The sequence below is a fragment of the Pseudophaeobacter sp. A-200-2 genome (assembly GCF_041008815.1).
GTDB lineage: Bacteria > Pseudomonadota > Alphaproteobacteria > Rhodobacterales > Rhodobacteraceae > Phycobacter > Phycobacter gallaeciensis_A.
Genome location: NZ_JAXGFU010000001.1, coordinates 269,876 through 282,082, shown reverse-complemented (window position 1 = coordinate 282,082; position 12,207 = coordinate 269,876). Strand labels below are relative to the sequence as shown.

The following is a 12,207-nucleotide window of genomic DNA, read 5'->3' as shown; positions in this document are numbered from 1 at the left end:
ATGCCTGCCTTCGAGATGTTGTAGCGCGCAAGGGGCTTGCCAGCTTTCTACCGCGATATATAGTTAATCCCAGACTGGGGCGGGTTCCCCGCTCTGGTGTCAGGTAACGGGCAGGCAGGGCGAGGAAGACGTTTAGAATGGACGGCGATTTCAGAACAGACTTTGTACGGGACCCCGGGGCGCTGAAACAGCACCCGGCCTTGGTACTGAATGCGGACTATAGGCCACTTTCCTATTATCCGCTGTCATTGTGGCCGTGGCAGGATGCGGTCAAGGCAGCCTGGCTGGACCGGGTGGCGATCGTTGCGGAATATGACACCGTCGTGCATAGCCCCAGCACCGAGATCCGAATACCGTCGGTTGTCGTCCTCAAAGATTATGTCAAACCTCAAAAGCGCGTGGCCTTCACGCGCTTTAATTTATTTCTGCGGGACGAATTCTGCTGTCAGTACTGCGGCGCAAGGGGCGATCTGACATTCGATCACGTGGTGCCCCGCGCTGCTGGCGGCGTGACCAGCTGGGAAAACGTCGTCGCGGCCTGTTCCAGGTGCAACCTGCGCAAGGGGTCAAAATCGCTGCACCGGGCCGGGATGCACTTGCGCAAGGCGCCCAAACGCCCCGGCGCCGAGGAGCTGCGCAATATCGGGCGCAAGTTCCCACCCAACCATCTGCACGACAGCTGGATGGACTTCCTATATTGGGATTCCGAACTCGAAGCCTGAGCTGCCGTTTATGCGGGGTGCGCGGTTCCGGCCCGTTGCAGCATGCCGAACAGATCGCGCGGATCGTCCGGGTCCGCCAGCATGTCGAGTTCGATGAAGAATTCGCTGCCTTTGATCTGGTCGCGGATATACCGCAGGGCACTGAAATCCTCGATTGCGAAACCGACGCTGTCGAACAGGGTAATCTGCCGGTCGTCTCGGCGTCCTTTCTTCTGGCCGGTGATCACCTGCCACATTTCGGTGACTTCGAAATCCACCGGCATCTGCTGGATCTCGCCTTCGATGCGGGTTTGCGGTGGGAATTCCACAAAGACATCCGACCGGGACAGGATACCAGCCGCCAGTTCCGTCTTGCCGGGGCAGTCACCGCCGATGGCGTTGATGTGTACGCCGGGGCCGACCATATTGTCGCTGAGGATGGTAGCGTATTGTTTGTCCGCGGTGCAGGTGGTGAGGATCTGCGCGCCTTCGATGGCCTCTTCGGGGGTTTTGCATTTCACCACTTCAAGACCGCAGCCCGCCAGATTACGGGCGCATTTTTCGGTGGCATTGGGATCCTGATCATAAAGGCGCACGGATTTCAGACCGCAAATCGCCTTCATCGCCAGGGTCTGGAATTCCGACTGGGCGCCATTGCCGATCATCGCCATGGTGTGAGCGTCCTTTGGTGCCAGGTATTTCGCCACCATGGCCGAGGTCGCCGCCGTGCGCAGTGCCGTCAGCATCGTCATTTCCGTCAGCAGCACCGGATAGCCGGTGTAGACATCCGCCAAGAGGCCAAAGGCGGTCACGGTCTGCAGCCCCTCCGAGGTGTTCTTGGGGTGGCCATTGACGTATTTGAACCCGTATGCCTCCCCATCCGAGGTGGGCATCAGTTCGATCACGCCGACATCAGAATGGCTTGCCACGCGCGGGGTCTTGTCGAACAGCTCCCAGCGGCGGAAGTCCTCTTCGACATAGGCAGCAAGGTCGCGCAGCATGGTTTCCACGCCGGTGTGATGGATCAGGCGCATCATGTTGTCGACGCTGACAAATGGCACCATGGCCTTAGCTGAGGGATTGAGGTTGGTCATTGGTAGCTCCGTGTGGGGCGGTCAAAGACGCGACGGCCCAGGGCCGAGGCGCAGAGATCGACCATCAGATGCGCGGTGCGGCCGCGTTCATCGAGGAAGGGGTTGAGTTCGACAAGGTCGAGCGAGGTCATCAACCCGGAATCATGCAGCATTTCGCAGATGAGATGCGCTTCGCGCACCGTGGCGCCGCCGGGCACCGTGGTGCCCACCGCCGGGGCGACAGAGGGGTCGAGGAAATCCACATCCAGCGACACGTGCAGCATGCCGTTCTGGGCTGCCACATGGTCCAGAAACGCGGCCAAGGGGCCAGTGATACCGTTTTCGTCAATGTCGCGCATATCGTGGCGACGGATCCGGCTGCCCTCCAAAGCCTGCCGCTCCGGCGTATCAACAGACCGCAGGCCGAACATGCAGACGTTCTCCTCAGGCACCGGATCCGTCACGGCGGGAAACCCGTCAAAGCCTTCGCGACCGGTGAAATAGCCAACCGGCGTGCCGTGCAGATTGCCACTGTCGGTGGTTTGCGGCGTGTGGAAGTCGGTATGTGCATCCAGCCACAGCACGAATTGGGGCCGGTTCTGCCGGGCGGCGTAATTGGCCACACCGATGACCGAGCCAAGGGACAGCGCGTGATCACCGCCAAGGAAAATTGGCAAGCCTTGCTCCATTGCGGATGCAGCAGCATCGCGGACCGCGCTGGTCCAACCGATGGTCTGGTTCAGCGAGAACAGCCGCGAGTTCGCCTCGTCCGGCGGGTGCGCTGCGGGTGTCACCGTGCCAAGGTCCGTCACCTGATGGCCCAGATCGGTCAAAGCCTTGGACAATCCGGCAGTGCGGTAGGCATCGGGTCCCATCAGGCAGCCGGCGCGACGTTTTCCACTGTCGACCGGCGCGCCGATCAGAATGCAGTTCTGTGTGCTCACGGGGGAAGGATCTCCATCACGATTGTGTCGAGCCTTCAGGGAAGCTCCAATTCGGGGTGGATTAAAGTCAATATTTTGGTCATAATGCGCAGCAATTTCACGTAATGGAGGTGGATTTGGACAAAACGGATGAAAGGCTGATCGCGGCACTGCGCCACAATGCACGGGCGTCCCTGTCCGATCTGGCGCTGGAGCTGAACCTGTCACGCACCACGGTGCGGGCGCGCATCGAACGGCTCCAGGCGCGGGGTGACATCCTGGGATTTACGGTGGTCCTGAAGGAGGACGTTCTCCGGGATCCTGTGCGCGGCTTGATGATGATCGGGATCGAGGGACGCGGTGCCAGCCGGATCACGCGGCAATTACATGGTCTGCCAGAGGTGCGTGCAATCCACACCACAAACGGCCGCTGGGACCTGATCGTGGAACTCGGCACGGAAACGCTGGAGACGCTCGATTCTGCGCTTGCGAAGATCCGTAACTTTGATGGGGTGTCGACCAGCGAAACCAATCTGTTGCTGGCCACCAAGAAAGAGACCTGAGCGGGGCAGGGCGGGGGCACCGCCCGTTGCCGTTTCGTCGTGTTCAGCGACGCTGCCGCGCGGCCGCAATCCAGATCAGCATCAGTCCGGCAGAAATCACCGCGTTCCAGCCCGCCATCGACAGGCCAAACATTTCCCACGGGATTTCATCGCAGCGTACCATCGGCGCGGCCATGATCTGCTCCATCAACTGATCAGGTGTCAGCCCGGTAATCGATCCCGAGGTGCAGGCGCTCGGTCCTTCCCACCAGCCCTGTTCGACACCGGCGTGATAGGCCCCGATGGTTGAGGTCGCCAGCGCTGCCAACGCGCCGAGGTAGGGAAACACCGCGACCGGTATCAGGATCGCCAGCGCCCCGATGCCAACGGCGGCGGCGTGGGGATAGCGTTGCCAGTAGCACATTTTACACGGCGGCATCTCGCCGATGTACTGAAAGCCAAAGGCCCCCAGCAAAAGGGCAGCGGATCCGCCTGCTGCAATCAGGATCAGGAAGGTTCTGAACGTCATAGGTATCTCACCACAAGAAAGCCGCCGAAAAGAAGCACGACAAAGGCCGTGAAAACAAGACCGAGCCGCCGCTCGATAAAGGCGCGTACCGGCGCGCCGAACAGGCGCAGCAGCGCCGCAACCGCGAAAAACCGCAGCGATCGCGCGAGGATAGAGGTTGCAACGAAGGTCACCAGCGGCATGCCGGTCCAGCCGGACATGATGGTGATCACCTTGAACGGGAATGGCGTGATGCCGGCGCCCAGAACCGCCCAGAAGCCAAAGTCGTTGAAGCGGGTGTTAAAGGCCTCCATGGCATCCGCCTTACCCATCGCCTGAAGAATGGGCTGACCGATGCCTTCATAGAAGAAGGCGCCGATGGCATAGCCCAGAAGCCCGCCCAGAACTGAAGAGACCAGCGCCACCAGGGCAATCAGCCAGGCCCGCGAGGGGCGCGCCAGAATCATCGGGATCATCAGCACGTCGGGCGGGATCGGAAAGACCGAGCTTTCGGCGAAGGAGACGATGGCCAGCCACCACAGCGCGCGGGGATGGTCCGCCAGCGCCATCGTGCGATCGTATAGCCTGCGTAACATCAACTACCCGCCCTTAACCTCAGCTGCGCCGAGGTTGCACGCAGGCGCGGCGAGGTCAACATCCGGGCGGGAACTGAGAGGTGTTTGCACAGATTTATGCCATGGGGCCACGTTTGGCTCTGGACCTCATCTGCGGCCTTGGGTAACAACAGCTCCGAGGCCCAAGTGGCGGAATGGTAGACGCAGGGGATTCAAAATCCCCCGCCTTAACGGGCGTGCCGGTTCGAGTCCGGCCTTGGGTACCAGCCTCAACCCCATCCAAATTTATGAATTCCCAAGTGTTGCCACATCGGGGCCATCCGGTGCTTTTGATATTGTGACGTGGCCTCAACAGCTTGACGTCTGTTCTTGCTTCACACTTCACGGGTCGGAAATGAAAAGAGGCGCCCGGTTGGGGCGCCTCTGGTCTCATTGATCGGATGGTCCGCAGATCACCCAAGCAGCTCTTTTGCCTTTGCAACGGTGGCCTCTGCGGTGATGCCGAATTTCTCGAACAGCTCACCTGCAGGTGCGGAGGCTCCGAAGCGGTCCATGCCCACGAATGCGGCTTTCTTCTCCTGGCCGCGCTCGCCAAGCAGCCAGCGGTCCCAGCCGCCGTCGCGGACGGCGGCCTCGATACCGACACGCACCGGGCCTGCGGGCAGGACCTTGCGGCGGTAGGCTTCGTCCTGCGCTGCGAACAGCTCCATGCAGGGCATGGAGACGACGCGGGTGCCGATACCTTCGGCTTCCAGCTTGGCCTTGGCTTCCATCGCCAGCGAAACCTCAGAACCGGTGGCGATCAGGATCACCTGACGCTTGCCTTCGGCCTCGGCCAGGACATAGGCGCCCTTTTCGGTGAGGTTGCTCAGCTTGTGCTCGGTGCGCACGGTGGGCAGGTTCTGACGGGTCAGCACCATGACCGAGGGCGTTTCCTTGGCGGTAACGGCGATTTCCCAGGCTTCTGCAGCCTCCACCGTATCGGCGGGACGGAACACATAGGTGTTCGGGGTTGCGCGGCAGATCGCCAGATGTTCGACCGGCTGGTGGGTCGGGCCATCTTCGCCAACACCGATGGAATCATGGGTCATGACAAAGACGGTCGGGGTCTTCATCAGCGCCGCCAGACGCATCGATGGACGCGCGTAATCGGTGAAGCAGAAGAAGGTGCCGCCATAGGGGCGCATGCCGCCGTGCAGCGTCATGCCGTTCATCGCAGCGGCCATGCCGTGCTCACGGATGCCCCAATAGACGTAGCGGCCCTTGCGGTTGTCGGCGTCAAAGACACCGAGGTCGCCGGTCTTGGTGTTGTTGGAGCCGGTGAGGTCGGCCGAGCCGCCCACGGTTTCCGGCATCAAGGGGTTGATCACCGCCAGAGCCATTTCGCTGGCTTTACGCGTCGCGACCTTGGGCTGCTCTTCGCTAATCTGCTTTTTCAGGGCTTTGATTGCAGCAGAGAGCTTTTTCGGCGCTTCCAGCGCGTAGGCGCGGTTGAAACGCTCCTGTTTCTGCTTGGACAGCTCGGCAAAGCGCGCCTCCCAGGCCGCGCGGTCAGCGGCGCCACGGGTGCCGATGGCTTCCCACTGGGCTTTGACGTCGGCGGGGACCTCAAAGGCGCCGAGCGGAGCGCCATAGGCCTCTTTGGCGGCTTTCAGCTGCTCGGCATCGGTCAGCGCGCCGTGACCCTTGGAGGTGTCCTGCGCGGCGTGGCCAAGGGCAATATGCGTCTTGCAGGCGATCATCGAGGGTTTCTGTGCCTTCTTCGCGGCGGTGATGGCCGCGTCGATGGCTTCGGGATCGTGACCATCGATTTCCTGCACGTGCCAGCCGGAGGCCTTGAAGCGCTGGATCTGGTTGGTGCGGTCAGAGAGTTCAACCGAGCCGTCGATGGTGATGTTGTTGTTGTCCCACAGCACGATCAGCTTGCCCAGTTTCTGACGACCGGCAATGCCGATGGCCTCCTGGCTGATGCCTTCCATCAGGCAGCCGTCGCCTGCGATTACATAGGTGTTGTGATCGACGACCTTCTTGCCGTAATGGGCGCGCTGCATTTCTTCGGCCATGGCAAAGCCGACGGCGTTGGCGATGCCCTGACCCAGCGGACCAGTGGTGGTTTCCACCGCATCGATCAGGAAGTTTTCCGGATGGCCCGCGGTCAGCGCGCCCATCTGACGGAAGTTCTTGATCTGATCCAGCGTTACCTGCTCATCGCCCATGAGATAGAGAAGCGAATAGATCAGCATGGAGCCGTGGCCTGCCGACAGGATGAACCGGTCACGGTCGGCCCATTTTGGGGCCTTTACGTCGAATTTTAGATGCTTTTCAAACAGGACGGTGGCCACATCGGCCATGCCGATCGGCATGCCGGAGTGGCCGGAGTTTGCGGCAGCGACGGCATCAAGGGTCAGGGCGCGAATGGCGGCGGCCTTGTTCCAATGCTCGGGATTTGCGGTGCGCAGGGCTGTCAGATCCACTGAACTGTTCCTTTAGGTTGGCAGGCTGATGAGCCGCTGAATACCAGTGATGGGGCAAAGATCAAGCGTTGGCAGGCGTTTCTGTGTTTCGAACGCGAAGGACCGCTTGCAAGTGCTTGAAAGCAAAGAGGCGGTGTTTTACTCCTGCAAGGGTGAAGCTGCGCGTATGATCGGCAGGCATGTGCGATTCGCACAGCGGTGCAAAGCAGAGGTGCAAACCGGCACGGCAGGAGGCAGCGCGAAGATCGCGCCAGCGAGATGGACGGGTGAGGGACAGGCATGAAGCAGATTGAAGACTTGCAGGGCCGGATCCTGGCCGCAATGGACCGGATCGGGACGGGTGTCGGCGCACTTGAACAAGCGCGCAGCTCAGCCGAGGCCAAGGCCGTTGCGGCGGCCGATACCAGCGCGCTGGAACAGGCGCTGGACGAAGAACGGGTCGCCAATGCCCAGTTGACCGAACGGGTCAAGGTCCTGCGCGGGCGGTTGAAAGAGCTGGAAGAGCAGGCACCGGCGGCGTCCGCGGCAGATGCCTCGGGTGATATCGCTGCAATGCAGGCCGAGCTTGAGCTTTTGCGGAATGAGGCTGCAAATGCCCCGCAGGCCGAAGCCTTGAAACAGGAAGTGGCGCGGCTGAAGGCGCAGATGGAAGGCGCAGCCAATTCGGCGGCCACCGAGAAAGAAAGCCTTGAGGACCGGATTGAACAGCTCGAGGCCGCCAATGCGGAACTCACAGCTCAGCTGTCTGAAGCCGGATCCGTTCAGGAAACGTCCGCTTCCGAAACTGCGGATGGTGAAAACGGCGGCACTGACGAGGAGGTGCTGCAGCGATTGGACACGGAATTGCAGCAATTGCGCCTGGCCAACGAACAGCTCCGCACATCCAACGCTGCCCTGCGCGAAGCCAATGCCGAAGGGCTGGGTGATGCCGGGCTGATCAATGCGGCGATGGCCGCCGAGATCGACGGTCTGCGCGCGGCGCAGGCGAGTGACAAGGCGCAGGTGAACGCGGTTCTGGCCCGGCTTGAACCGCTGCTGGCGGCAGCGCCCAACCTGCCCGAAGGAGAGGAAATTTGATGCCCGAAGTGACCATTCATATTGGCGGCCGCGGTTTCGAGGTCTCCTGCCAGGAAGGCGAGGAGAGTTATCTGCATTCTGCCGCCAAGATGCTGGATGATGAGGCGCAGGTGCTGTCCGACCAGATTGGCCGTATGCCCGAAGCGCGCATGCTGCTGATGGCGGGGCTGATGCTGGCGGACAAGACTGCAGCCGTAGAGGACCGGATCAAGGAAGTCGAGGCGGTCCTGGCTGAGCGCGAGGCGGAACTGGCCGCGCTGAAGGCACAGCCCGCGCCGGAGCCGGAGCGGATTGAAGTACCTGTCGTGCCCCCTCAGGTGGCTGAAACCCTGGCCGAACTGGCCGCCCGCGCCGAAGCCATGGCGCAGGAGATCGAAGAAAAAGCCTCTGCCGCGCAATAGGCGGCGGGGCGCTGCGCTGTCGGGGGCGATCGGTTTTCGATGTCGCTCGCCGAATGTGCGAATCCGAAACGTAAATAAGGCCTGTCACGCGTGCTGCGGACAGGCCTTTTTCATGTTGTCTGGTCGTGCGGCTTAACCGTTGGCTTCGCGGATCTTATCTGCTGCGGCCTTGTCAAAGCTGACGCCGTTCTGTTCGAACATGCCGTCGAGTTCACCGGACAGGGTCATTTCGGTGATGATGTCGCAGCCGCCGACGAATTCACCTTTGACATAAAGCTGCGGAATGGTAGGCCAGTCCGAGTAATCCTTGATCCCGGCGCGGATCTCTTCGTCGGCCAGCACGTTGACGTCGGTGTAGTCAACGCCGATGTAGTTCAGAACACCGGCCACGCGGGAAGAGAAGCCGCACTGCGGCATGTCCTTGGTGCCTTTCATGTAAAGCACCACGTCGTTGGATTTGACGGTTTCGTCGATGCGGGTTTTTGCGTCGCTCATGTTGCGTTTCCTTCTGGCGGATGTGCCGTTGTTCTGCTGCCCGAGATATAGGGAATAATGTGGAGAATTCCAATCCGGGCCGGGGAACGGATGTGTGAGGCTCTGCGCGCTCAGCTCTTGTCTTTGGGAACAAAGAGGCGGGCATATTCCTGCGGGTCCTTGGGGACCTTCCAGGTCCTGACAGATCCGCCGCCCATGCCGGACTGATAGTCCGAGCGCAGCGTGTGATAGTCCGGGTCGCTGTCGTCCTCTTCCGTTGGTGCGCGTCGTTGACCGATGACGGCAACAACTGCCGTCATCACAATAACGCCGACCACCAGAAAGGACATGAACAGCGACATGTGTGCTACTCGGGCGCTTTGGTGGTCAGGGCAAGGGCGTGCAACTCACCATTGGCGCCGTCCATTTTGCCTTTGAGGGCCGCGTAAACGGCGCGCTGCTGCTGCACACGGTTCTTGCCGCGAAAGCTTTCATCGACGACCATCGCGGACATATGCACGCCGTCGGTGCCACCGACCTGGATTTGGGCATCGGGAAAGGATGCGCGCAGAAGCTCTTCGATTTCATGGGCCTGCATGGGCATTGCGTGGGATCCTCGTGGTTCTGTTCGCTGAAAATGTAGGCCCGACGGAGAGGCAGTTCAAGCAGGGAGATGCTCCCGCCGCGCAAGACCTGATTGAAAATCAGACCGTGCGAGTTGGGCCCGGCAGCGCGCGATGCGCGCTGCCGGGCCCAAGGCCGTAAAGGGGGGCTTGCCATAGGCAAGGGCACCTGCGGGCGCGGGAGGGCTCCCGTTTGTGTTTGATATCAGGCGACGGCCTCGGCAAAGCTGCTGCGGAAAATCTGCGAAAGCTCTTCCAGCGGCGCTTCGCTGCCACCGATTTTTACCGTGTCACCGGTGAAACGGCCCACGGTGGTGACGCTGACACCGGCCTGACCGGCTGCCAGCATCAGACCTTCGGCCTGATCAAAGTTGCAGGCGACCAGATAACGGGCCTGATCTTCGCCAAACAGGGTCGGGGTGTCACCGGCATCGATCTGCACGCCAACGCCAGCGCCCTCGGCCAGTTCAAAGGCCGCCAGCGCCAGACCGCCATCCGCCAGATCGGTGCAGGCCTTGATCAGCTCGCGGTTGGCGCGGATGAATTCGCCGTTACGCTTTTCCGCCTCCAGATCCACCGTCGGCGCATCTCCGTCCTCGCGGTTGAAGACTTCCGCCAGAAGGGCCGACTGGCCCAGGTGGCCAGTGGTTTCACCGATCAGCAGGGCGATATGGCCTTCGCGCACTTCACCGGTGATCGCCTCTTCGCCCTCGGCGATCAGACCCACGGCACCGATGGTCGGGGTGGGCAGGATGCCCTGTCCGTCGGTCTCGTTATAAAGCGAGACGTTGCCCGAAACGATCGGCATGTTGAGCGCTGCAACAGCTTCGCCGATGCCTTTGATGGCGCCGACGAATTGGCCCATGATCTCGGGCTTTTCCGGGTTGCCGAAGTTGAGGTTATCGGTCGTCGCCAGAGGCAGGGCGCCCACGGCAGAGAGGTTACGATAGGCCTCGGCTACTGCCTGTTTGCCACCCTCAAAGGGGTTCGCTTTGACGTAGCGCGGCGTCACATCGCTGGTAAAGGCCAACTGTTTGCCGGTGCCATGCACCCGGACGATGCCGGAGCCCGCGCCGGGGCGGCGGGCGGTGTCGCCCATCACGGTGGTGTCGTACTGTTCATAGACCCACTGTTTCCCGGCGTAGTTCGGTGAGGCGATCAGCGCCTTCAGGCCGTCGATCGGATCGATAGTGGGCACATCCGCGTCGGTCAGCGGTTCTGCGGCGGGCGTTTCGACCCAGGGACGGTCGTATTCAGGCGCAGAGGACGCCAGTTTCGACAGCGGCAGGTCGGCCATCACCACGTTGTTGTGCTGGATAAGGAAACGGTCCTCGGCGATTGTTTCGCCGACGATGGCGAAATCGAGGTCCCATTTTTCGAACACTGCCTTGGCTTCGGCCTCTTTCTCGGGCTTCAGCACCATCAGCATCCGCTCCTGGGATTCCGACAGCATCATTTCATAGGCGGTCATGCCTTCTTCGCGTTGGGGCACGTCTTCGAGGTTCAGCTTGATGCCAAGCTCACCCTTGTCGCCCATTTCCACCGCCGAACAAGTGAGGCCGGCCGCGCCCATGTCCTGGATCGAGATCACCGCGCCGGTCTGCATTAGCTCCAGCGTTGCTTCCATCAGGCGTTTTTCGGTGAAGGGGTCGCCAACCTGAACGGTGGGGCGCTTTTCCTCGATGGTGTCGTCGAATTCGGCCGAGGCCATGGTGGCGCCGCCGACGCCGTCACGTCCGGTCTTGGCGCCCAGATACACCACCGGCATGCCGACACCGGATGCGGCGGAGTAGAAGATGCTGTCGGTTTTTGCGAGACCCGCAGCGAATGCATTCACTAGGCAGTTGCCGTTGTAGGCAGAGTGGAAGCGGACCTCGCCGCCTGCGCAGGGCACACCGAAACAGTTGCCGTAGCCGCCGATGCCTTCGACCACACCGTTGACCAGTTGCCGGGTCTTGGGGTGGGACGGCTCACCAAAGGACAGCGAGTTCATCGAGGCGATTGGCCGCGCTCCCATGGTAAAGACGTCCCGCAGGATGCCGCCAACCCCGGTTGCCGCGCCCTGATAGGGTTCGATGTAAGAGGGGTGGTTGTGGCTTTCCATCTTGAAGACCACCGCATCGCCATCGCCGATATCGACGATACCGGCATTTTCACCCGGGCCGCAGATGACCTGGGGCCCCTCGGTGGGCAGGGTGCGGAGCCATTTCTTGGACGACTTGTAAGAGCAGTGCTCGTTCCACATCGCCGAGAAGATGCCCAGCTCGGTAAAGGTGGGTTCCCGTCCGATGATTTCGAGGATCAGTTGATATTCCTCGGAGTTCAGTCCGTGGTTTTCAATCAGTTCGGGCGTGATTGCTGGTTCCTGCATCCGTGTCGTATCCCCAGTGGCTGCGGTTGCGCGCCTTTTAGGGCAAGGAAGCGCACGGGGGAAGGGCAAAGCGTATGTATCATTGAAGGCAGGGCGTTTCGTCGCTGCGAGAAGGTCCGGCTTGAGGAGGGGTGTCATGCTCGAATTGCCTGAAAAATGTGCAGACCGTCATTGGGGGCCGGAAAATGCCGTCATTATCCGTGCACGTGAGAAAACTGGGCAATGATCACCGGGGAAAGGGTTGCAGCTGGCGGTGTGGATGCGAGACGTTGAATGTGTCCGGCGCTTCCGAGTGGCTTGAGACCTGATTGAAAGCCTCAGGAGCCGGACCAAATGGCCAAAAAAAAGGCCGAGCACTAAGCTCGGCCGAAGTCCAACAGGGAGGTATGAAGTGCGCCTTGGCGCCGTCTTCATGAGGGTCATTTAGGGATAGAGCTTCTCTGCTTCAAGAATTTTCCGTCTCAA

The 12,207-nt window shown here is 61.1% G+C and carries 13 protein-coding genes and 1 tRNA gene; 5 read left to right on the top strand and 9 right to left on the bottom strand.

Translation table 11 applies throughout. The annotated features are described in order from the left end of the window. The first annotated feature begins 137 nt into the window (after positions 1 to 137). A complete protein-coding gene (locus SM766_RS01290; RefSeq protein WP_274832184.1) occupies positions 138 to 722 on the top strand; it encodes an HNH endonuclease in 585 nt (194 codons plus the stop codon). An 8-nt stretch (positions 723 to 730) separates the two neighbouring features. Here SM766_RS01290 and ocd read toward each other — a convergent pair whose 3' ends face one another. After that, the gene (gene ocd / locus SM766_RS01285) at positions 731 to 1,795 is read right to left on the bottom strand and encodes an ornithine cyclodeaminase (protein ID WP_368946637.1); all 1,065 of its coding nucleotides are present in this window, start codon (positions 1,793 to 1,795) and stop codon (positions 731 to 733) included. After that, positions 1,792 to 2,718: an arginase gene (gene rocF / locus SM766_RS01280; protein ID WP_368946636.1), complete on the bottom strand. Its 927-nt coding sequence runs from the start codon at positions 2,716 to 2,718 to the stop codon at positions 1,792 to 1,794. Before rocF ends, ocd begins: the two co-directional genes overlap by 4 nt. 116 nt (positions 2,719 to 2,834) lie before the next feature. Between rocF and SM766_RS01275 the strand changes: the two genes are divergently transcribed. Continuing rightward, positions 2,835 to 3,260, top strand: coding sequence for an Lrp/AsnC family transcriptional regulator (locus SM766_RS01275; protein ID WP_065273447.1), 426 nt, complete (start codon positions 2,835 to 2,837; stop codon positions 3,258 to 3,260). Between the two features lie 43 nt (positions 3,261 to 3,303). Here the strand turns inward: SM766_RS01275 and SM766_RS01270 are convergent, their stop codons facing one another. Together SM766_RS01270 and SM766_RS01265 are read right to left on the bottom strand one after the other, a co-directional pair. Further along, the gene (locus SM766_RS01270; RefSeq protein WP_368946635.1) at positions 3,304 to 3,768 is read right to left on the bottom strand and encodes a disulfide bond formation protein B; all 465 of its coding nucleotides are present in this window, start codon (positions 3,766 to 3,768) and stop codon (positions 3,304 to 3,306) included. Beyond that, on the bottom strand, positions 3,765 to 4,343 hold the full coding sequence (locus SM766_RS01265) for a YqaA family protein (protein ID WP_274828051.1): 579 nt from the start codon (positions 4,341 to 4,343) through the stop codon (positions 3,765 to 3,767). The genes SM766_RS01270 and SM766_RS01265 overlap by 4 nt, the downstream gene beginning before the upstream one ends. A 159-nt stretch (positions 4,344 to 4,502) precedes the next feature. Between SM766_RS01265 and SM766_RS01260 the strand changes: the two genes are divergently transcribed. Continuing rightward, positions 4,503 to 4,588 (top strand) — tRNA-Leu (locus SM766_RS01260). 186 nt (positions 4,589 to 4,774) lie between these two features. Here the strand turns inward: SM766_RS01260 and tkt are convergent. Next, positions 4,775 to 6,796 carry a transketolase gene (gene tkt / locus SM766_RS01255; RefSeq protein WP_368946634.1) on the bottom strand — a complete coding sequence of 674 codons (2,022 nt, stop codon included), beginning with the start codon at positions 6,794 to 6,796 and terminating at the stop codon, positions 4,775 to 4,777. Positions 6,797 to 7,075: 279 nt separating this feature from the next. Between tkt and SM766_RS01250 the strand changes: the two genes are divergently transcribed. Both SM766_RS01250 and SM766_RS01245 read left to right on the top strand, forming a co-directional pair. Further along, complete coding sequence (locus SM766_RS01250; RefSeq protein WP_368946633.1) at positions 7,076 to 7,873, top strand: coiled-coil domain-containing protein; 798 nt, start codon at positions 7,076 to 7,078, stop codon at positions 7,871 to 7,873. Next, positions 7,873 to 8,274, top strand: a complete 402-nt coding sequence (locus tag SM766_RS01245; RefSeq protein WP_065270187.1) for a cell division protein ZapA — start codon at positions 7,873 to 7,875, stop codon at positions 8,272 to 8,274. The genes SM766_RS01250 and SM766_RS01245 overlap by 1 nt, the downstream gene beginning before the upstream one ends. Positions 8,275 to 8,406: 132 nt before the next feature. Here SM766_RS01245 and grxD read toward each other — a convergent pair whose 3' ends face one another. The 4 genes from grxD to purL all read right to left on the bottom strand — a co-directional run bounded on the left by grxD (position 8,407) and on the right by purL (position 11,742). Next, positions 8,407 to 8,769, bottom strand: coding sequence for a Grx4 family monothiol glutaredoxin (gene grxD, locus SM766_RS01240; protein WP_274828054.1), 363 nt, complete (start codon positions 8,767 to 8,769; stop codon positions 8,407 to 8,409). Between the two features lie 110 nt (positions 8,770 to 8,879). Further along, on the bottom strand, positions 8,880 to 9,110 hold the full coding sequence (locus SM766_RS01235) for a hypothetical protein (RefSeq protein WP_065270189.1): 231 nt from the start codon (positions 9,108 to 9,110) through the stop codon (positions 8,880 to 8,882). A 5-nt stretch (positions 9,111 to 9,115) separates the two neighbouring features. Further along, positions 9,116 to 9,352 (bottom strand): BolA/IbaG family iron-sulfur metabolism protein, encoded by a 237-nt coding sequence (locus SM766_RS01230; RefSeq protein WP_065270190.1) that lies wholly within the window; start codon positions 9,350 to 9,352, stop codon positions 9,116 to 9,118. Between the two features lie 224 nt (positions 9,353 to 9,576). After that, entirely contained in the window at positions 9,577 to 11,742 is a 2,166-nt protein-coding gene (purL, locus tag SM766_RS01225; RefSeq protein ID WP_274828055.1) for a phosphoribosylformylglycinamidine synthase subunit PurL, read from the bottom strand. Positions 11,743 to 12,207 lie beyond the last annotated feature (465 nt).